Origin of the sequence: Micromonospora musae, assembly GCF_003626545.1 — a bacterium.
GTDB lineage: Bacteria > Actinomycetota > Actinomycetes > Mycobacteriales > Micromonosporaceae > Micromonospora > Micromonospora musae.
In genome coordinates this window covers 63,607-84,399 of sequence record NZ_RAZS01000014.1, presented here as the reverse complement: position 1 = coordinate 84,399, position 20,793 = coordinate 63,607, and the positions used below count along the sequence as shown (strand labels likewise).

At 71.8% G+C, this 20,793-nt stretch carries 12 protein-coding genes; 7 read left to right on the top strand and 5 right to left on the bottom strand.

Features of this window, described 5'->3' with window-relative positions; all coding sequences use genetic code 11:
• Positions 1-3: 3 nt before the first annotated feature.
• On the bottom strand, positions 4-447 hold the full coding sequence (locus tag D7147_RS28930) for a MarR family winged helix-turn-helix transcriptional regulator (RefSeq protein ID WP_120683310.1): 444 nt from the start codon (positions 445-447) through the stop codon (positions 4-6).
• 77 nt (positions 448-524) lie between these two features.
• Between D7147_RS28930 and D7147_RS28925 the strand changes: the two genes are divergently transcribed.
• Complete coding sequence (locus D7147_RS28925; protein WP_120683308.1) at positions 525-1,766, top strand: multidrug effflux MFS transporter; 1,242 nt, start codon at positions 525-527, stop codon at positions 1,764-1,766.
• Positions 1,767-1,849: 83 nt separating this feature from the next.
• On the opposite strand, the gene D7147_RS28920 is transcribed toward D7147_RS28925, so the two are convergent.
• Positions 1,850-2,785 carry a carbohydrate kinase family protein gene (locus D7147_RS28920; RefSeq protein WP_120683306.1) on the bottom strand — a complete coding sequence of 312 codons (936 nt, stop codon included), beginning with the start codon at positions 2,783-2,785 and terminating at the stop codon, positions 1,850-1,852.
• Between the two features lie 113 nt (positions 2,786-2,898).
• Here D7147_RS28920 and D7147_RS28915 point away from each other — a divergent pair, with 113 nt between their 5' ends.
• Complete coding sequence (locus tag D7147_RS28915) at positions 2,899-3,297, top strand: nuclear transport factor 2 family protein (protein WP_120683472.1); 399 nt, start codon at positions 2,899-2,901, stop codon at positions 3,295-3,297.
• Here the strand turns inward: D7147_RS28915 and D7147_RS28910 are convergent.
• Entirely contained in the window at positions 3,267-4,451 is a 1,185-nt protein-coding gene (locus D7147_RS28910; protein ID WP_325050697.1) for an XdhC family protein, read from the bottom strand. The genes D7147_RS28915 and D7147_RS28910 overlap by 31 nt on opposite strands.
• A gap of 228 nt (positions 4,452-4,679) precedes the next feature.
• On the opposite strand from D7147_RS28910, the gene D7147_RS28905 reads away from it, so the two are divergent.
• The 3 genes from D7147_RS28905 to D7147_RS28895 are packed head-to-tail and all read left to right on the top strand — an operon-like array spanning position 4,680 to position 8,336.
• The gene (locus tag D7147_RS28905; protein WP_233563561.1) at positions 4,680-5,120 is read left to right on the top strand and encodes a (2Fe-2S)-binding protein; all 441 of its coding nucleotides are present in this window, start codon (positions 4,680-4,682) and stop codon (positions 5,118-5,120) included.
• Complete coding sequence (locus tag D7147_RS28900) at positions 5,107-6,102, top strand: FAD binding domain-containing protein (RefSeq protein ID WP_120683302.1); 996 nt, start codon at positions 5,107-5,109, stop codon at positions 6,100-6,102. Before D7147_RS28905 ends, D7147_RS28900 begins: the two co-directional genes overlap by 14 nt.
• Positions 6,099-8,336 (top strand): xanthine dehydrogenase family protein molybdopterin-binding subunit, encoded by a 2,238-nt coding sequence (locus D7147_RS28895; protein WP_120683300.1) that lies wholly within the window; start codon positions 6,099-6,101, stop codon positions 8,334-8,336. Before D7147_RS28900 ends, D7147_RS28895 begins: the two co-directional genes overlap by 4 nt.
• 84 nt (positions 8,337-8,420) lie before the next feature.
• Here the strand turns inward: D7147_RS28895 and asnB are convergent, their stop codons facing one another.
• The gene (gene asnB / locus D7147_RS28890) at positions 8,421-10,382 is read right to left on the bottom strand and encodes an asparagine synthase (glutamine-hydrolyzing) (protein WP_120683468.1); all 1,962 of its coding nucleotides are present in this window, start codon (positions 10,380-10,382) and stop codon (positions 8,421-8,423) included.
• A 170-nt stretch (positions 10,383-10,552) separates the two neighbouring features.
• On the opposite strand from asnB, the gene D7147_RS28885 reads away from it, so the two are divergent.
• Positions 10,553-12,034: an aminopeptidase P family protein gene (locus D7147_RS28885; RefSeq protein ID WP_120683298.1), complete on the top strand. Its 1,482-nt coding sequence runs from the start codon at positions 10,553-10,555 to the stop codon at positions 12,032-12,034.
• 446 nt (positions 12,035-12,480) lie between these two features.
• Positions 12,481-14,964: a hypothetical protein gene (locus tag D7147_RS28880; RefSeq protein ID WP_147437463.1), complete on the top strand. Its 2,484-nt coding sequence runs from the start codon at positions 12,481-12,483 to the stop codon at positions 14,962-14,964.
• A 243-nt stretch (positions 14,965-15,207) separates the two neighbouring features.
• Here D7147_RS28880 and pulA read toward each other — a convergent pair whose 3' ends face one another.
• Positions 15,208-20,706, bottom strand: a complete 5,499-nt coding sequence (gene pulA / locus D7147_RS28875) for a pullulanase-type alpha-1,6-glucosidase (RefSeq protein ID WP_120683294.1) — start codon at positions 20,704-20,706, stop codon at positions 15,208-15,210.
• Positions 20,707-20,793: the final 87 nt, after the last annotated feature.

Below are 20,793 nucleotides of genomic sequence, written 5' to 3'. Positions count from 1 at the left end.
CGGTCAGCCGGATTCGCGGAGCAGCTCGGCGAGGCGCTCCAGGTGCGGCACGGCGGCGGTCAGCGCGTCCCGCGCCTCGGGGTCGAGCTGGTTCAGCGCGTCGGTGAGCAGGGCCACCCGGTGCCGGTGGTGGTCGGCGATCCGCTGCCGCGCGGCCTCGGTGCTCCGCAGCCGCGCCACCCGGCCGTCCACCGGGTCGCGCTCGCGGAGCACCAGTCCGGCCGCGACCAGGTCGCGGACCAGCGTGCTGACGGTGTTCGGCGCGGTACGCATCCGGGCGGCCGCCTCCTTGACGCTCACGCCCGGGTGCGCGTGGACCAGCAGCATCAGCTCCGCCTGCGCGTCGGGCAGCTCGGCGCGGTTCGCCCGCCGGGTCGCCGAGCGGCGCAGCAACCGGTGCAGATCGCCCACGAGCGCGCCCAGCCGCGCCATGCTCTCGCTCGACATGACCTTCCTCACGGGGAAATACCTCTGACTACAGAGCTAAGGTTACCCGCTGGAGTCGCCGTGCTGGGGGGAGAACCGTGGTCCAGGTCGCGCACACACCCGTACCACCGCCGTCGGGCGGCCGCGAGGCGAACGCCGGGCCGGCGCGCGGCGGTGCGGGCCTGGTGGCGCTGCTCGGCCTCTTGACCGCGTTCGGGCCGCTCTCCCTGGACATGTACCTGCCGGCGTTTCCCGCCATGGCTCGCGACCTCGGGGCGGATCAGGCGCACATCCAGCTCTCGCTCACCGCCTGCCTGGTCGGCACCGCCGTCGGACAGTTCGTGACGGGCCCGCTCAGCGACCGGTTGGGGCGGCGCCGGCTGGTGCTCGCCGGGGTGCTCGCGTACGCCCTGTTCTCCCTGGTCTGCGCGGTCTCACCGAACGCCTCGGCACTGGCCGTGGCGCGCTTCGCGCAGGGCTTCGCCGGCGGGATGGGCGTCGTGGTGGCGCGGGCGGTGGTCCGCGACCTGCACTCCGGCCGGGCCGCGGCGAAGTACTTCTCCCAGCTCACGCTGATCTTCGGCGTCGCCCCGGTCGCCGCACCCGGCATCGGCAGCCTGGTGCTGCGGTTCGGCTCGTGGCGGGCGGTCTTCGTCGTCCTCGCGGTGATCGGCCTGCTGCTCGCCGTGGCGGTCGCCCGGCGGTTGCCCGAGACCCTCCCGGTCGAGCGGCGCAACGGCGCCGGCCTGGCCAGCACCGTGCGGACGATGCGCATGCTCGCCACGGACCGGATCTACGTCGGCTACGTGCTCACCCAGGCGCTCGCCTTCGCCGGGCTGTACGCCTACATCTCCGGCTCGTCCTTCGTCTTCCAGGACGTCTTCGGCGTCTCCGACACCACCTTCAGCCTGATCTTCGGGCTCAACGCGCTGGGCCTGGTCGCCCTCGGCCAGGCCAACGCGCGGCTGCTCGACCACTCGGGCCCACGGACACTGCTGACGCGCACCCTGATGGTCGGCACCGTGGCCGCCGCCGGGCTGCTCGCGGGTGCGGTGGTCGGCAGCCCGTGGACGGTGGCGGCCTGTCTCTTCGTCTTCGTCGCCTCGCTGGGCATGGTGGCGCCGAACAGCACCGCGCTCGGGCTGGACCGCCATCCCCGGCACGCCGGCAGCGCGGCAGCGCTGCTCGGCACGGTCCAGTCGGTGATCGGGGCGCTCGCCGCCCCGCTGGTCGGTCTCGGCGGCGAGGGCAGCGGCGTGCCGATGGCCGCGGTGGTCGCGGGCGCCGTCGTGCTCTCCCTCGGCACCGTCCTGACCCTGACCCGCCGCGCGTCCGACTGAGGCCACCGTCCACCGGGTCGCGCCCGCACCACACCGATCCGGCCGCGACCCGCTCGCGTGCCCAGCCGCCGGGAGGGCGCGACTCAGTCGGCGAAGCGGGCCAGGACGGCGTCGCGGGTCGGCATCGACGTGGCCCCACCGGGCGACTCGCAGACCAGCCCGGCGACGCGCAGCGCGAACACCACCCGCTCGATCCACTCCGCAGGCTCCGCCGGTTCACCGCCCACGAGCAGGTCGGCGATGATCGCCGCCATCACCGAGTCGCCCGCGCCGGTGGTGTCCACCGGGTCGATCCGGGGCGCCGGCACCCGGACCGGGTCCGCGTCGGCGGCGGCGAGCAGGGCGCCGTCGGCCCCGAGGGTCACCACCACCGTCGCCGCACCGAGTTCCCGCAGGTACGCGGCGACGCCCTCGGTCGGTTCGCCGGGATAGAGCAGCGCGGCGTCGGCCTCGCTGAGCTTGACCACGTGCGCGCCGGCGGCGAACTCGGCCACCACCTCGCGCAGCTCGGTCAGCGCGGCCGTGCCGTCGAGCAGCCGCGGGCGCACGTTCGGGTCGAAGACCCGCAGGCCGGAGGCGAGCGACCAGGCCCGTCGGGCCGCGGCCAGCACCGTCGGCCGGAGCAGCACCACGGACCCGCAGTAGAGCACGTCGGCCCCCTCCACCAGGGCCACGTCGAGGTCGTCGACGTCGAGCAGCCCGTACGAGGGCGGCTCGCCGTAGAAGCGGAAGTCCGGCTCCGCGCCCGAGTGCGTGATCACCGCGAGCGCGGTCGACGCGGGCACGGTGACCACCCCGTCGAGCCCGACGCCGGCCGAGGCGAGGAAGTCACGGATGCGGCCGGCCAGGGCGTCGTCGCCGAGCGAGCCGACGAACTGCGCCGCGCCGCCGAGCCGGGCCACCCCGACCGCGACGTTCAGCGGCCCGCCGCCGATCGCCTGCCGGTAGACCGGCGCCCCGTCGTACTCGGTCTCGATCAGGTCGACGAGTGCCTCACCGAGCACCATCGCGTATCCCATTCCGGTCCCTCCCGTTGTCGCAGGCCGCCGCGCCGCCCGACGGAACGGGGTCACCCGCGCCCGACGTCACGCTCGGAGAGATCTTGTCGTACCAGGCTGGCACAGTGCGCACCGTGGCGAATGTCGAAGAGACGGTATTGACGTACTGGGCCGCGTGCGAGAGCCGGGACTGGGCGCGGATGGGCGCGCTGCTCGCCGACGACGTGGTCTACCACCTGCCGCAGAGCCGGGAGCGGATCCGGGGCCGCGACGCGTACCTCCAGTTCAACCGGGAGTACCCGGGCCGGTGGCGGTTCTCGGTGACCCGGGTGACCGGCGCCGGCGCGCGGGTCGCCAGCTGGATCACCGCCACCTCCGACGCCGAGGAGCTGCCGGCGGTGACCTTCTTCGACCTGGACGAGGCGGGCCTGATCAGCGTCATCACCGAGTTCTGGCCGGAGCCCTACGAGCCGCCACCGGGGCGCGAGCACCTCGTCGAGCGCTACCCGGCCGCCACGGCGCGATCCGCCTGACCGGGGCCGTGGATCGGTCCGGCCAGCTCGGCCAACGGCCGTCCACTGCCCCGCCAACGGTCCGCGACGATCTGCGCCGCCACGCTGACCGCGGTCTCCTCGGGGGTACGACCACCGAGGTCCAGCCCGATCGGCGAGGCGAGCCGGGCGAGCTGTTCAACGGTCACCCCCGCCTCGCGTAGGCGCTTGCGCCGCTCGTCGTGGGTACGCCGGGAGCCCATCGCCCCGACGTACGCCATCGGCCGGCGCAGCGCCAACGCGAGCACCGGCACGTCGTACTTCGGGTCGTGGGTCAGCACACAGATCGCCGTGCGCCCGTCGATCCGGCCCGCGTCGAGCTCCGCCTGCAGGTAGCGGTGCGGCCAGTCGACCACCACCTCGTCCGCCTCCGGGAAGCGCCGGGCGGTGGCGAAGACCGACCGCGCGTCGCAGACCGTCACCCGATAGCCGAGGAACGCCCCGATCCGGGTCACCGCCGCGGCGAAGTCGATGGCACCGAAGACGATCATCCGGGGTGGGGTGGTGTACGCCGCGACGAAGAGACTGACCCCGCTGCCGCGGCGCTGCCCGTCGTAGCCGTACCGGAGCATTCCGCTGCGGCCGGCGGTGAGCAGTCCGAGCGCGTCCGCGGCGGCCGCGGCGTCCAGCCGCTCGCTGCCGAGCGAGCCGAGGACCCGCTCCCCGGCGAGCACCAGCCGTCGGCCCAGCCGCCCCGCCGGATCGGCGGGAGCCGTGCCGGGTTCGTCGCCGGCGTCGGCCCCGACGCAGGTGACGACGGCGGTCGGCGCCCCGCTCCGGCGCGCCCCGGCGACCGTGCCGAGCTGCGGGAAGCCGATGGGCTCGATCCGCTCGACGAAGACCTCCAGCACTCCGCCGCAGGTCAGGCCGACGGCGAACGCGTCGTCGTCGCTGACGCCGTAACGGATGAGTTCGGGCGTACCACCGGCGAGCACCTCGCGTGCCCGCTCGTAGAGGTCCGCCTCGACGCAGCCGCCGGAGACGCTGCCGGTGACCGCGCCGTCGGCGGTTACGAGCATCGCGGCGCCGGGCGGCTGCGGGGCCGAGCGCCAGGTGGCCACGACCGTGGCGAGCGCCACCGCCTCCCCGGCCCGCCAACGCCGGTGCAGCTCGTCGAAGGCATCCCGCACCCGCACCACCTCACCCTCGGGGCGTCGCCTGCCCGGCACCGCCGGACGGGTTAAGTCCGACTATGCCCACTAAATCAGTCCTATCCGGAATATATGGTCGCAACGACGACGAGGGGGTGCGAGTTGGTGAAGTCTCAACAGGCTGTCCAGACCACGCCGACCCCGGACAGCGCGGTGGTCCGGGGCCCGGACGAGGTCGAGGTCCGCCTGCGGGTCAACGGAGAGAACCGGAGGATGTCGATCGAGCCCCGGGTCAGCCTGCTCGACGCGCTCCGGGACCGGCTCGACCTGCACGGCACCAAGAAGGGCTGCAATCAGGGCGCGTGCGGAGCCTGCACCGTCTGGGTGGACCGGCGCCGGGTCCTGGCCTGCCTGACGCTCGCGATCAGCTGCGAGAACCGCGAGATCACCACCATCGAGGGGTTGGCCGACGGCGACGCGCTGCACCCGATGCAGGAGGCGTTCCTGGACCTGGACGCCTTCCAGTGCGGCTACTGCACCCCCGGCCAGATCATGTCCGCCGTCGCGCTGCTCACCGAGGGGCACGCCGGCGACGACGACGAGATCAAGGAGTGGATGAGCGGCAACCTCTGCCGCTGCGCCGCGTACCCGCACATCCGGGCCGCGATCCGGCGGGTCCGGGACGAGCAGGGAGGCGATCGTGCGGCCCATTAGCTACTCCCGCGTCTCGGACGTCCGAACCGCCATCGGCACCGTCGCCGCCGACCCCACGAGCGCCTTCCTGGCCGGCGGCACCAACCAGGTCGACCTGCTCCGCATCTACGTCGAGCAGCCCCGCCGCCTCGTCGACATCAACGACCTGCCGCTGAAGCAGGTCGAGGAGCTACCCGGCGGCGGCCTGCGACTCGGCGGGCTGGCCCGGATGAGCGACGTGGCCGAGCACCCCACGGTGCGCCGGCGCTACCCGATGGTGAGCGAGTCACTGGTGCTGGGCGCCTCACCGCAGCTACGCCACATGGCGAGCGTCGCCGGCAACCTCATGCAACGGACCCGCTGCACCTACTTCCGGGACACCGAGGTGGCCTGCAACAAACGCTCCCCCGGCACCGGGTGCAGCGCCATGGAAGGGGTCAACCGGGGCCACGCGGTGCTCGGCACCAGCGAGTGCTGCATCGCCACCCACCCGTCCGACCTCGGAGTCGCCCTGATGGCGCTCGACGCGGTGGTGCAGACCGAGAGTCCGGCCGGGCAGCGCAGCATCCCGATCGACGACTTCTACCTGCTGCCGGGCAAGACCCCGGAGCGGGAACACCCCCTCAGCCACGGCGAGCTGGTGACCGGCATCGACCTGCCACCGCTGCCCGTCGCGGCCCACTCCCGGTACATCAAGATCCGCGACCGGGAGTCGTACGAGTTCGCGCTCGCGGCGGTCGCGGTCGCCATGTCGGTCGTCGACGGCCGGATCACGGAGATCCGGCTCGCCCTGGGCGGGGTGGCCACCAAGCCGTGGCGGGCACGCGCCGCCGAAGCGGCGCTCGACGGTGCGCCGGCCACCACCGACTCCTTCACGCGCGCGGCCGAGGCGGAGCTGGCGACGGCGGTGCCGCACGGAATGAACGCCTTCAAGATCGAGCTTGCCAAGCGCACCATCGTGCGCGCCCTGACGGAGATGACGCAGCGGGAGGGATCGGCATGAGCCCGGCTATCGGCGCCACCCTCAACCGGGTGGACGGCCGCTTCAAGGTACGCGGCGAGTCGCGGTACTCGGCCGAGGTCCAGGTGACCAACCTGACGCACGCCGTGGTGGTGAACTCGAAGATCGCCAGCGGCCGGATCAGCGCGATCGACACCAGCGAGGCGGAGCGGGCGGCGGGCGTGCTGGCCGTGCTCACCCACCGCAACATGGGCCGGGTCGCCACCGTGCCGCGCCTGCTCCCCTCCCTCGCGGGGTTGGCGGCACCCGGGCAGAGCTTCTTCCCGATGCAGGACGAGAGCATCCACTACGGCGGCCAACCGATCGCCGTCGTGGTCGCCGACACCATCGAACGCGCCGACCACGCCGCCACGCTGATCCGGGTCGAGTACGAGACCACACCGGCGACCACCCTGCTCGACCAGGACCGCGACCGGGCGTACGTGCCGGAACGGATCTTCGGCGGCCTGCTGCCGGGGCAGAACTCCCGCGGCGACGTCGCGAAGGCGCTCGCCGCGGCGGAGGTGTGCGTGCAGGCGACCTACCGCTTCGCGCCCAACCACCACAACCCGATCGAGCCGTCGGCGAGCACCGCGGTCTGGGACGACGTCGACCGGCTGACCATCTACGACTCCACCCAGGGGCCGAACTCCGTCCAGCTCACCGTCGCCGAACTGCTCGGCCTGCCACCGATCTCGATCCGGGTGGTCAGCCACGCCGTGGGCGGCAGCTTCGGCTCGAAGGCGATGGTCTGGCACCACCCGACCCTCGCGGCGCTCGCCGCCCGGCACGTGGGCCGCCCGGTCCGGCTGGCGCTCACCCGGGAGCAGATGTTCACCTCCTGCGGGCACCGCGAGGAGCAGGAGCAGCAGATCACCATCGGCGCGGCAGCCGACGGGCGGATCAGCGCGCTGCGGCACCACAAGTACTCGCTGACCTCGCGCTTCGACGACTGGGCCGAGCCGTCGTTGCAGAGCGCGGCGGTGGCGTACACCAACCCGAACTACGAGGGCGTCTACCACCTCGTCCGGGGCAACACCATCACCCCCACCTTCATGCGCGCGCCCGGCGAGGCGAGCGGCATGTTCGCGCTCGAGTGCGCGATGGACGAACTGGCGGAACGGGTCGGAGTCGACCCGCTGGAGCTGCGGATGCGCAACGTCTCCGACACCGACCCGTCGAGCGGGAACCCGTGGTCCAGCAGCGGGCTACGGGAGTGCTACCAGCGGGCGGCCGAGCTCTTCGGATGGCACGACCGGGACCCGCAGCCCAGGTCCCGGCGGGAGGGGCAGTGGCTGGTCGGCACGGGCATGGCCAGCGCGCTCTACCCGGTGACCCAGCCGGTCAACCCGCAGCGCGCCAAGGCCCGGCTCTACAACGACGGCACGGCCGTGGTCGAGGCGGGCGTCTCGGAGTTCGGCACCGGAGTCTTCACCGCGATGACCCAGGTCGCCGCGGACGCGCTGGGCCTCCCGCCCGAGCGGGTGCGGTTCGTGGGCGGCAGCAGCGACCTGCCGAACATCACCGCCGCCGTGGGCTCGGCCGGCACCAGCGCGGTCGGCTCCGCCGTCCACGTGACGGTCTGCGAGCTGCGCGACCAGCTGATCCGCCGCGCGGTCGCCGACGACCACTCTCCGCTGCACGGCGCGGATCCGGCCAGAGTGCAGGTGCGCGACGGCAAGATGGTGCTCTCCGACCGCCCCGACGTCGGCGAGACCTACGCCGACCTGCTGCACCGCACGATGACCCCGGACGTGGAGGTGCTCGGCACCTGGAACCCGCCCCCGCAGGACGCCGGGTACGGCATCCACACCTTCGGGGCGCAGATGGCCGAGGTGGTGGTGGACGCGGAGCTGGGTGTGGTCCGCGTCCGACGGATGGTCGGTGTCTTCGCACCGGGGCGGGTGCTCAACCGCAAGCTGGCGCACAGCCAGCTCATGGGCGGGATGCTCTGGGGGCTGGGGCAGGCGCTGCTCGAGGCCACCCGGATGGACCCGCGGCTCGGGCGCTGGGCCAACTCCAGCCTCGCCGACTACCTGGTGCCGGTGAACGCCGACGCGCCGGACGTGGTGGTGGACACCATCGAGCAGCACGACGACGTGGTGAACCCGATCGGGATCAAGGGAGTCGGCGAGATCGGCGTGGTGGGCGCCGCCGCCGCCATAGCCAACGCCGTCCACCACGCGACCGGTCGCCGCATGTACGAGCTGCCGATCACCCTGGAGAAGCTGCTCTGACCGGCGTGATCCGACCGTGGACGGTCGAGAGGTTCGAGTCCGCAGGGACCCGAACCTCTCGACTGTCCTGGTGAACGCGGCCGGTCAGCGCACCATCGAACCGACCACGGGCTTCGTGAGCAGCGCAGACTGGTTGCGCTGGATGCCCGGGTCGAGGGTCTTCGCCACGAAGATGGCGTGCCAGATGCAGAAGATCAACACGGTCCACACCTTGCGGGAGTGGTCCGCCACCTCCCGCTTGTGCTCGTCGAGCAGCCGCAGCGCGTACGACAGGTCGAGCAGGTCACCGGCGCCCGAGGTGGAGAGCACGTGCCGCGCCCACTCGTACATCTCGCCGCGCAGCCAGACCCGCGTCGGGGTCGGGAAGCCCAGCTTCTTCCGGTTGACGATCGCCGGCGGCACCACGCCCTGCAACGCCTGGCGCATCGCGTACTTCGTGGCGTCGGAGCGCGGCGGCAGCTTCAGGTCCACCGGGATCTTCGCCGCCACGTCGAAGACCGCACGGTCGAGGAAGGGCACCCGCACCTCGAGCGAGTGCGCCATCGAGATCCGGTCGGCCTTCACCAGGATGTCGCCGCGCAGCCAGGTGTAGAGGTCGATGTACTGCATCCGGGTGACGTCGTCGAGCTCGGTGCTCTCGGCGTAGATCGGCGCGGTGACGTCGGTGTAGCGCACCGAGGGGTCGTACCGGCGCAGCAGATGCTGCTTCTCCTCCTCGGTGAACATCCGGGCGTTGCCGTAGTAACGCTCCTCCAGCGGAGTGGTGCCGCGCTCGAGGAAGCTCTTACCCTTCACCCCCTGCGGGATGGCCTTGGAGACCGCCCGCAGCCCCTTCTGCACCCCGCCCGGCAGGCCGTTGACCGAGCTGAGCGAGAGCGGCTCCCGGTAGATCGTGTAACCGCCGAAGAACTCGTCCGCGCCCTCACCGGAGAGCACCACGGTGACGTGCTCGGCGGCCTTCTTCGCCACGAAGTAGAGCGGTACCAGGGCCGGATCGGCGACCGGGTCGTCGAGGTGCCAGACGATCTTCGGCAGCGCCTCGATCATGTCCTGCGGCCCGATCTTGGTCGGGATCGTCGTGACGTCGAGGTGCCGCGCCGACTCCTGGGCGACGTCGATCTCCGAGTACCCGGGCACGTCGTAGCCGACCGTGAAGGTGAGGATGTTCGGGTTGAACTCCCGGGCCAGCGCCACGACCGCCGTGGAGTCGATGCCGCTGGAGAGGAACGAGCCGACCGGCACGTCCGAGCGCATGTGCATCCGGACGCTCTCCCGCAGCGTCTCCCGGATCTCGTGGAAGAGCTTCTGCTCGTCGGGCACCGGGGCGGGCCGGAACACCGGCCGGTACCAGCGGCGCACCTCGATCCGGCCACCCGGGGTCCAGGTGAGGTACTCCCCCGACCCGACCCGGTGGATCCCCTTGTGCAGCGTCCCGGGCTCGGGAACGTACTGGAGGGTCAGGTAGTGGCTGAGGTTGGCCGCGTCGACGCCCGCGTCGCCCTCGTAGTTCGAGTGCGCGAAGGGCAGCAGCGCCTTCTTCTCCGAGGCGAGGTAGAGCCCGTCCGCCGTCTCCAGGAAGTGCAGCGGCTTGATCCCGAAGTAGTCGCGACCGCCGAACGCCTTGCGCTCCTGCCGGTCCCAGATGACGAAGGCGAACATGCCGCGCAGCCGGGTGAGCACCTGCTCGCCCCAGTAGTGGTAGCCGGCCACGATCACCTCGCCGTCACCGGCCGTGGCGAACTGCGCCCCGAAGTCCCGCACCAGCTCCTCGCGGAGCTCGATGTAGTTGTAGATCTCACCGTTGAAGGTCAGCAGGTAGCGGCCGTTCGCGTATGGCAGCGGCTCGTGGCTGGACGCCACATCGATGATCGCCAGGCGCTTGTGCGCGAAGACCGCGTCGGCGTACCGGCCGGACGCGTCGCCCACCAGCTCGACCCCTGTCTCGTCGGGGCCGCGGTGGTGCAGGCACTCCAACGCGCCGGCAATGTGGTCGCGGTGCGCGCCGGCGTCACCGCGCGCGCTGAAGAAGGCCAGGAGTCCGCACATGGTCGCCATCTTTTCACGCGCGGCGAACGGCCGTCGCGGCCGTCCGGCGATCCGGACGGCCGCGGCCGGGCGCCGCGACGGCCCGGGCGGGCGCCCCTGCCCGCGGGTTCACGAGGGCCCCGACGCGCAGGTACCGTCGGCACCAGCATCGACGCGAGAGGAACCGCAGCATGACCGAGGAGCGCGCCGCCGGTAAGCCGACGGACGGTACCGAATCACACGATCCGGCCTTCCCTGAGGCGTTTCTGTCCTTCATGCGGCAGGGCTGGCGGGACAGCGAGCTGGCGGTCTCCGCCCTCCCGGCGTCGGCCAACCACGCCGCGCGCCGAGCCGCCCTCTCCGCGGCCTTCCCCGGCGAGACCCTGGTGGTCCCCACCGGGAACGAGAAGGTACGCGCCAACGACACGGCCTACCCGTTCCGCCCGGGCAGCGACTTCGCCTACCTGACCGGCGATCTCGAACCGGACAGTGTGCTGGTGATGCGGCCGAACGGCTCGGGGCACGACGCGACGCTGTACATGCGCCCCCGCTCGTCCCGGCAGAACGACGAGTTCTTCCGCAGCCGTCACGGTGAGCTGTGGGTGGGCCGCCGGCCGACGCTGGCGGAGAAGTCGACCGAGCTGGGTCTGCCGACCGCCGACCTCGCCGAGCTCGAGGTGACCCTCGCCGACCTGGCGCCCCGGCGTACCCGGGTGCTGCGCGGCTTCGACCCCCGCGTCGACGCGGCCGTGCGCCCCTACGACGGCCCGCGCGCCGACGGTCAGCCGGCCCGCGACCGCGAGCTGGCGATCGCGATCTCCGAGCTGAAGCTGGTCAAGGACGAGTGGGAGATCGCCCAGCTCCAGGAGGCGATCGACGCCACCGTACGGGGCTTCGAGGACGTCGCGCGGGTGCTCCCGGCCGACCGGGGGGTCTCCGAGCGGCTGCTGGAGGGTGTCTTCGCGCTGCGCGCCCGGCACGACGGCAACGACGTCGGCTACGGCTCGATCGTCGGCGCCGGGGAGCACGCCACGACACTGCACTGGGTGCACAACCACGGCACCACCCGCCCGGGTGACCTGCTGCTGATGGACATGGGCGTGGAGAACCGCAACCTCTACACCGCCGACGTCACCCGGGTGCTCCCGGTCAACGGCCGGTTCACGGCGCTGCAGCGCCAGGTCTACGACATCGTCCACGCCTCGCAGCAGGCCGGCATCGACTTCATCAAGCCGGGGGTGGAGTTCCGCGAGGTCCACCGGACCTGCATGCGGGTGCTCGCCGAGGGCCTGGCCGACCTGGGCCTGCTGCCGGTGAGCGTGGACGAGGCGATGGACGAGAACTCGACGGTCTACCGGCGCTGGACGCTGCACGGCTTCGGGCACATGCTCGGCATCGACGTGCACGACTGCTCCAACGCCTCGAAGGAGAAGTACCGCGAGGGCACGCTCGACGAGGGCTACGTGCTCACCGTGGAGCCGGGGCTCTACTTCCAGCCCGAGGACGAGCTGGTCCCCGAGGAGCTGCGCGGCATCGGCATCCGCATCGAGGACGACGTACTGGTCACGGCGTCCGGCGCGGTGAACCTGTCGGCGGGCCTGCCCCGGGCGGCCGACGAGGTGGAGACCTGGCTGGCCGAGCAGCGGGAGGCGGGTCCGCGCCTGCCGAGCTGACCCCGCACCTACGACCACAGCGGGCCCCCCGCCGACGTCTGCGACGCATCTCGTCGTTACGACGCCGGCGGTGGGGCCCGTTGGCGTAGTGGCCTGATCCCGCCCCTTCCACGCCGGACCTGCCCGGCCGGCGGTCCGCTCGACCCGCGAGATGCCATCTGCCCGGCACTGCGGCGAGCGTGCCCGACCATCACCCTTGCCCCTCCGGGGTATCCGCCACGAGCTTTCCGCCACCGGCCACGCCCTGACGGCATCCAGGAGCTTTTCGCTACCGGCGCGTTCCGAGCACCAGTCATGCCGAGCAGGGCTTGGACGTCCCGACTGGTGTCGTCCGCGCTGTGCATACCGAATGTGGGCTTATCTCAGGTTCGCCCGCATCGTGAACAACTCTCCCATACGGTCTTATTCAGCAGCTACAACCGATTTGTAGCGAAGGCCGCCTCGCCATGGCGAAGCGACCTTGTCTGGGTACAAGGAGAGGGCAGAGAGCTCCGATGTCCAACCACCTTCGCAAGAACGATGACGCGACCGGCGAGAAGAACTCGCCGTTCCGCCGGCGCCGGCTCTGGCTCGTCACAGGCGTTGCGGGCCTCGCGGGAGCGGTCGGCCTCACCGGCGTCGCGTACGCCACCACCGGGGTGACCGGCGCGCACCGACTGGCCGACGTCAAGTGGTCGACGTCCCAGCTGAGCGACGACGGCCAGGACAAGGCCAAGGATGACAAGGACAAGGACGACAAGGGCAGGGACAAGGACGACCGCGACGAGGTACGGGAGGTGAAGTGCGACGACGATGACCTCATCGAGGCCCTCGACCTCGCCAACCGTGACGACGGCGGGACGCTGAAGCTGGCCAAGGACTGCACCTACGAACTCGACAAGAACGACAAGAAGTCCGAGGCGGGCCTGCCGACGATCAAGCAGGACATCACCATCGAGGGCAACGGCTCGACGATCAAGCGGGAAGCCGAGGAAGGCTTCCGGATCTTCCGGGTCGCCGACGGCGGCAACCTGACCCTGAAGGACGTCACGGTCCGCAACGGTGCCGCCGGCGAAGACCGCAAGGACGACAAGGACAAGGACAAGCACGACAAGGACAAGGAGCCGCCGAAGAAGTGGGTTCCCGGCGACCAGTCCGGGAGCTGGGGTGGGGCTCCGGCCGCGCCGGCCGCTCCCGCCGCGGCTCCGGCCAAGGCTGCCGCTCCGGCCCAGGCCGCGGCTCCGGCGGCTGCTCCGGCGGCCGCTCCGGCCAAGGCTGCCGCACCGGCCAAGGCTGCCGCTCCGGCTGCGGTCGAGGCCGCGGCACCGGCCGCCGCACCGGCCAAGGCTGCCGTTCCGGCCCAGGCCGCGGCACCGGCCGCCGCACCGGCCAAGGCTGCCGCTCCGGCTGCGGTCGAGGCCGCGGTCGAGGCTGCGGCTCCGGCTGCGGCCGTCAAGGCGCCCGCCGCTCCCGCTCCCGCTGCGGCTCCGGCCGAGGTTGCGGCTCCGGCCGCGGTCGAGGCTGCGGCACCCGCTGCGGCCGTGAAGGCGCCCGCCGCTCCCGCTGCGGCTCCGGCCGAGGCTGCGGCTCCGGCCGAGGCTGCTGCTCCGGCCGCCACGTCCACCAAGCCGGCCGAGGACAAGAAGGAGTGGGACGGCAAGGACAAGAAGGAGTGGGAGGGCAAGGACAAGAAGGAGTGGGAGGGCAAGGACAAGAAGGACGAGGACAAGGACAAGCACGACGAGGACCGCAAGGAGCACGAGGGCGACGGCGGTGGAATGCTGGTCGAACGCGGCGGCGAGGCTCACCTGGTGAACGCGAAGTTCGTCCTCAACAGCGCCAAGAACAACGGCGGCGCTGTCGCGAACTTCGGCCGGGTCAAGGCCGAGGGCAGCACCTTCGACAACAACCACGCCGGAGAGGACGGCGGCGCCATCTTCAACGCCGGAGTTCTCGACGTCAAGGGCTCCGGCGACGGCAAGGGCCCCGAGTCCCGCATCAGCAACAACACCGCGGGCAAGGACGGCGGCGGTATCGCCAACGGCCACAGCGACAAGAAGAAGGACGAGCACGACAAGAAGAAGGACGAGCACGACAGCACGAACCTCACCAGTGGCGGCTGGCACGGCGAGGAGTCCGGCAAGGACAAGCACGACGAGGACCGCAAGGACGACAAGGCCGGCACCGTCACGATCGAGAAGACCCTGATCGAGGGCAACACCGCCAAGAAGAACGGCGGCGGCCTGTCCAGCAACGACGGCTTCGTCGAGGTCCGCTGGACGTTCATCAAGAACAACACCGCCGGCGAGAACGGTGGTGGCATCGCCGCTGTCGACACCGTCCTGACGGTCAAGAACAGCGTCGTCGAGAAGAACAAGGCCCACAAGGACGGCGGCGGCATCTACAACGTCAGCAGCGACGACAAGAAGCGCAACTCCTGGAACGGCAAGGACAAGGACGAGGAGAACCGCGCCTCCGCCACCGTCACCGACAGTGAGATCTTCGAGAACAGCGCGGGCCGCTTCGGTGGCGGCGTCTTCAACGGCAAGCCGTTCGAGGACAAGGAGAACAAGGACTGGCAGAACGGCGCCAGCATGGCCGGCCCGACCTCTTGGGAGGGCTCTTGGTGGAAGGACAAGGACCACGAGGACGGCGAGGACCACAAGGACCTCGGCGCCACCCTGGTCCTGCGCGACACCAAGATCAAGGAGAACTTCGCCGGCAAGAACGGCGGCGGCATCTACAACAACGAAGGCAAGGTGACCCTGACCAACACCAAGGTCACCAAGAACAAGGCCGACAACGGCAACGACAAGGATGACAAGCACCACAAGGGGATCGCCGGCGGCATCTTCAACGAAGATGGAAAGGTCAAGCTCGACGACGACTCGACCATCTCCGACAACGACCCCACCAACTGCGCCAACACCGTCGAAGACTGCTTCGACTGAGCAACACGACAGCGAGACAGCGACGGAGAAGGTCGGCCCCCTGCCACCGGAGGTGGCGGGGGGCCGACCCGTGCGAACCAGGGCGTGTGTCAAAGTCGTCGGTCGAGCCGAGGCGGAGTCCAGGCGGCGGTCCGGCAAGGCGGGGATTCGTTCGGATACCGGTGTTGTATCCGGACGAATCCCCGACGCCGCCGGTCGTCGTCTGGGCCCGCCGCAGGCCGGCCAGGGACTTCGACACAGGCCCTATCGCTGCACGAAGACCGTCACGCTGCGAGCCGGCACGGTGAACGTGCCGCTCGCCCGATCGAACGATGCGGTCCGCAGCGCCGGGTCCGCCGAGGCGCGCAGCACGGGGTGCAGTGACACGTCCGCACCCTGCAGTCCCGGCAACCGTTGCGTCGCGGTCTGCGGGGTGCTGTTGAAGACCACGGTCACCGACGACCAATGCGGATCCAGCCCGCGGCCGTCCAGCGTCATGGTGAGCACGCCGGGCGTCTCCGCGGCGCCGGAGAGCGGGAACGCCACCCGCCGCTGGACCTGCTCCGCAGTGGCGAGCCCGAAGACCGGCGACGAGGCTCGGATCCGGAGCAGCTCGGCGTAGCGGGCGTCGGTGACGCCGATCGCCGCGCAGTCCGGCACCAGCGCCGGATCGGCCAGGAGCGGTCGGGCGTACGACCACTTGTCCTGGTTGTCCGCCGCCGGCGGCAGGCCGGCACCGAACCCGTTGCCCTGGGCGCAGTCCCAGCGGATCTGGTTGAACCAGTCACCCGAGTCGTACGAGTTGCGGTCCAGCGACTTCGAGCGCAGCCGCTCGGAGCCCGCGGTGACGAACCCGGTGCCCTGGCTGAACACCACGGTGCTCAACGCCAGCACCTGCATCCGGGACCGGTCCGCGGCCGAGGTGCCCTGCGGCAGCTTGTACGCCAGCGCGTCGTACAGGATCTCGTTGTCGTGCGCGTCGACGTAGGTGACCGCCTCCCCGGGGGCCGCCGTGTAGCCGGCCGGCGCACCGTTGTAGTCGACCTGGGCGCCGGTGACCCGCTCCCCCGCCGAGTCGGTGAACCGGTAGCCGCGCAGGTTTCCTGTCAGCCCCACCTTGATCAGGTCGTGCTGGTGCAGCAGCCGGGCGCGCTGCTCCTCCGCGCTGCCGTTGACCGGGTCGCCGTTGGGGTCGGTGAAGAGGCCGGACGCGAAGCCCTGCGACCGTGGGTTGGCGTCGAACGGGCCGCCGCCGCGCACCGCGTCCCGGAGCCGGTCGTTGAAGGTGCCGACCCCGGTGCCGGCCATGTTCGCCTGGGTGGCCTGGACGAAACGGGCGTCGTCGGCGACCTCGCCGAAGTTCCATCCCTCGCCGTAGAGCAGGACCGACTTGCCGTCCACCCCGTCGCGGGCCGGGGTCAGCCGGTCCAGCGCCGCCCGTACGGCCAGGATGTTCGCCTTCGGGTGGTGGCCCATCAGGTCGAAGCGGAAGCCGTCCACCTTGTACGCCTTCGCCCAGGTGACCACCGAGTCCACCACCAGCTTGCCCATCATCGCGTGCTCCGGGGCGGTGTTGGCGCAGCAGGTGGAGGTGGCGATCGTGCCGTCGTCGAGCAACCGGTGGTAGTAGCCGGGCACGATCTGGTCGAGCACCGACCTCGGGTCCACGCCGGCGGCCGAGGTGTGGTTGTAGACCACGTCCAGCACCAGCCGCAGGCCCGCGCCGTTGACGCCGGCGACCATCCGGCGGAACTCGGTGGTCCGGGCCGCCCCGGCCGGGTCGACGGCGTAGCCGCCCTCCGGGACCGTGTAGTGCAGCGGGTCGTACCCCCAGTTGTAGCCGTCGGAGCCGGCCACCGCCGCGACGCAGCGCTGCTGCTCCTCCGAGTCCGGTGGCAGCGCCGCCAAATCGCAGGGGGGCTGCGCCTGGTCGGCGCGGCGCTCGGGGATGGTGGCGAAGTCGAACGCCGGAAGCAGGTGCAGGTGGGTCACCCCGGCGTCGCCGAGGGCCCGCAGGTGCGTCATTCCGCTGCTCGACGGTTCGGTGAAGGCGAGGAAGGTGCCCCGCCGCTCGGCCGGCACGGTCGGGTCGGCCACCGAGAAGTCCCGCACCGACAGCTCGGAGATCTGCGCCCGGCTCGGCGGCACGGCCGCCGGCTTGCGCAGCCCGGACCAGCCGGGCGGGGCGAGCGCCGGATCGGCGAGGTCCACGAGCTGGCTGTGCGTGGAGTCCGGCGCCAGCGCCACCGAGTACGGGTCGGTGACCGAGGCGGTGACCATCTGCTGGGTCGCCGGCTGCCAGGCCTGCACCTGGTAGCGGTAGAACTCCCCGGTCCACTCCCGAGCGCCGCGCACGGACCAGACGCCGGTGCGGTCGTCCCGCTTCATCGCCACCGTTCGCGGCTGGGCCGTGGGCGTCTCGAAGAGCTGCAACGCCACCGTCCGGGCGGTCGGGGCCCAGACCGAGAGGGTCGGTGTCCGGCCGGCGTACGTCGGACCGAGGCGCGCCTCGGTGGCCGGCGCGTACACGTCGTCGAGCACGCCGGGGAGCTGCACGCCGGTGGCCGAGAGCAGCCGCCCTTCGGCGTCCCGCTCGGTGACCAGCAGCTGGCCGCGCAGCGCGGCCGGCACCTTTGCCAGGTCCTTGCGGTCGAGGGCGAAGCTCCGGTACGCCCACAAATGCGGGAACGCCGCCCGCTGGGCCTCGGTCAGCCCGTTGCGCCGCGCGTCGAGTGGCAGCGTCGTGTACGTCCCGACCAGCTCGCCGTCGACCACCCGCACGCCGCCGGCCGGGGCGGCCACCAGGGCGTACCGCTTGCCGTCGGTGGGCCCGGTCTGCCAGGCGACGGTGGACCTGTCGATCCAGTGCGCCCGCTGCTTGGTGACGTCCAGCTCCCCGCCGCCGGCGGTGGAGGTCGGCGGCAGCAGCCGGCCCGGAACGGCGGCGAGCAGCCAGAACTCCCGTCCGGCACCGGTGAGGTCGAGCCGCTGGTCGTCGGGGAGGTCCTTCTCGTCTCCCTTGTGGAGGATGTAGTTGAGTCCGGTCGCACCGGCCGCGAGCGGTACCCGGAAGAGCGCGCCGAAGGCGTCGAAGCCGGTCGGCTCCATCGGGTCGGACCACTCGGTCGGGTGCGCCGCGCCGTCCCAGAGGTGCAGCCCCCAGCCGTCGTAGTTGCCGTCGGCCCGCCGGTAGTGGATGACCGCGGTGCCCTCCTCCACCGGTGGATCGGGTTCACCGGTGGCCGCCTGCCGCGTCGGGTAGATCGCCGGATCGCCCTGCTTGACCCAGATCTCGCCGGTCCGGGTCACGTCGATGGTCCGGTCCTGGGCGACGTCCTTGTTCCCGTCCTCGTCGACCACGAGGAAGCCGACCGACCTCGCGCCCGGCTTGAGCTTCACCCAGGCGAAGCGTCCGTAGGAGTCCTCGCCGGCGAACGGCTGCCCCTGCGGCCACTCGGTGACGTACGCCGGGTCGATGTCGCCCCAGGCGTGGAGACGCCAGTCGTCGTACCCGCCGGCGGGGCGCTGGTAGTGCACCACCGCCCAGTCCCGCGAGGCGTCCTGCGCCGGGGTGCCCACGGCGGCGGTGGACCGGGCCGTGGCGGTGCGGCCCCGCCCGTCGCGGACCACCGCCTTGTACTCGAGCCGCGTTCCACCGGCCAGCCCGGTCAGATCGTGGTGGACGGTGTACGGCGCCCGCCGGGCGGTGCCGAGCAGCGTCCACTTTCCGTCGCCCACCCGGGCGGCGATCGTGACGGTGGCCAGCGGGTCGCCGGTGACCTGGGCGGTGACGGCGGCCCGGGTGGCGACCGCCTCGTCCGGCGCGGGCGTGGTGATGGTGACCGACGGCGCACGGCCGGGCTGCGGGATCGGCATACCGGCTCGGTGCACCACCGCGGCGAGCGGCGGGACGGTCACGGTCAGCCTGCCGTCCGCGCCCGCCGTGGCCGTGCCGGAGGCGCCGTAGACGCCGGTGAAGGTGGTGCCGGCCGACCAGGTGTCCACGGTGACAGTCTGCGCGGTGTCCGCGTTGTTCACCGCCACCACGTACTCGATGCGCTCGCTCGGGGCGATCCGGGAGAACGCGAGGACGCCGGGTCCTTCGGCCGCGTACCGGGTGACCTGGACGCCGTCGCGCAGGGCCGGGTGCGTGCGGCGCAGCGCGCCCAGCTCGGCGATGGTGCGGTAGAGCGGGTGGTTCGGCTCGTACTGGTCGTCGGCGTGGGTGCGGTCGGTGCCGAGCAGGTCGTCGTCGAGGTAGTCGGCCGTCGCCGAGGCGAACATGTCCTGGCGGGCGTCCTTGTCCCCGCCCGGTCCGGTGAAGCCCTGCTCGTCGCCGGAGTAGACGACCGGTTGGCCGCGGGTGAGGAACATCAGCTGGTGGGCGAGCTGGTCGCGGCGCAGGTGGGTGGCGGGGTCGGTGCCACCGGCGGCGATGAACGAGCCGATCCGCCCCATGTCGTGGTTGCCGAGGAAGGTGGTCAGCCGGTTGGCGTCGGTGTCCCGGGCGGCATAGAGGTCGTCGCGGGCGTACACGTCGGCGAGCGCCTTCGCGGAGCCGGCGCCGGCGGTGTAGCCGCGCGCCGCCTCCTGGAAGGCGAAGTCGAGGGTGGCCGGCAGGCCGCCGCGCCGCACGTACTCGGAGGTGATCTCCGGGTCGGCGCTGTACACCTCGCCGAACATGAAGAAGTCCTTCTTGCCGGCGCGCTCGGCGGCCCGCTCGACGCCCTGGCTGAACTGCGGCCAGAAGTCCAGGTTGACGTGCTTGACGGTGTCGAGCCGGAAGCCGTCCACACCGGTCTTGCCGATCCAGTCGCCGTAGACCTTCGTGAGGCCCTGCACCACCTCGGGGCGCTCGGTCCAGAGGTCGTCGAGGCCGAAGAAGTCGCCGTACTCGCTGTTCTCGCCGGTGAAGGTGGAGTCACCCCGGTTGTGGTACATGGTGGCGTCGTTCAGCCACGCCGGCACCTTCACCGCCGCGTCCGCCGGGGTGGCGAAGGTCGGGGTGTACGGGAAGGAGCTCTGGTCGACCGGGGGGAAGTCGCGGCTGCCGTCGGCGTGGTTGCGGTCCTCGAAGGCGCGGCCCTGCGCGTCGGCGTACGGGGTGGTCGCCTTGTCGACGTAGGCGTACCGATCCTCCGCGTACTTGATCACGTCGGCGGTGTGGTTGACGATGACGTCGAGGTAGATCTTGATGCCGCGCTGGTGCGCGAGGCGGACCAGCGTCCTCAGCTCCTCGTCGGTGCCGAAGTGCGGGTCGACCTGGGTGAAGTCGGTGATCCAGTAGCCGTGGTAGCCGGCCGAGACGTCGGCTCCGCTGCCCTGCACCGGACGGTTCTTGAAGACCGGGGCGAGCCAGATCGCCGTGGTGCCCAGCCCCTGGATGTAGTCGAGCTTCCGCAGCACGCCCTTGAGGTCACCGCCGTGGTAGAAGCCCTTGTCCTTCGGGTCGTACCCGGTGCGCAGCCGGTCGCCCGCGAGTCCGCCCTGGTCGTTGCGCGGGTCGCCGTTGGCGAAGCGGTCCGGCAGCACGAAGTAGAACTGCTCGGCGCGGGCGTCGTCGGCCCCGGCGGCGAGGAGGGCCTCGGCGGAGGGCTCGCCGCGCCACTGCACCGCGCCGGCGGCGGTCTCGTCGACGCGGGTCGCCCCGGCGGAGAGGGTCGGCCCGAGTTGGCGGAGAGCGACGGGCGTACCGACGAGGGTGAGGGCGAGCAGGGCGACGAGGGCGAGCAGGGCCCTGCGCGGTGGTGGCGGGGATTCCATCGACGGCCTTCCTCTGGTCGTGGATTGGCCCGCACGCTAGCCCCCACTGAAAGGCATTGCAAGACCTTGCAAGCACCGCCGGAACAT

What these genes read in the sequence shown, in the direction of transcription:
- asnB (WP_120683468.1), bottom strand. Translation starts at nt 10,382, where the DNA reads ATGTGCGGACTCCTGGCCTTCTTCAGCGCGCGCGGTGACGCCGGCGCG.
- pulA (WP_120683294.1), bottom strand. Translation starts at nt 20,706, where the DNA reads ATGGAATCCCCGCCACCACCGCGCAGGGCCCTGCTCGCCCTCGTCGCC.
- D7147_RS28895 (WP_120683300.1), top strand. Translation starts at nt 6,099, where the DNA reads ATGAGCCCGGCTATCGGCGCCACCCTCAACCGGGTGGACGGCCGCTTC.
- D7147_RS28905 (WP_233563561.1), top strand. Translation starts at nt 4,680, where the DNA reads ATGTCGATCGAGCCCCGGGTCAGCCTGCTCGACGCGCTCCGGGACCGG.
- D7147_RS28930 (WP_120683310.1), bottom strand. Translation starts at nt 447, where the DNA reads ATGTCGAGCGAGAGCATGGCGCGGCTGGGCGCGCTCGTGGGCGATCTG.
- D7147_RS28880 (WP_147437463.1), top strand. Translation starts at nt 12,481, where the DNA reads ATGGCGAAGCGACCTTGTCTGGGTACAAGGAGAGGGCAGAGAGCTCCG.
- D7147_RS28920 (WP_120683306.1), bottom strand. Translation starts at nt 2,785, where the DNA reads ATGGGATACGCGATGGTGCTCGGTGAGGCACTCGTCGACCTGATCGAG.
- D7147_RS28885 (WP_120683298.1), top strand. Translation starts at nt 10,553, where the DNA reads ATGACCGAGGAGCGCGCCGCCGGTAAGCCGACGGACGGTACCGAATCA.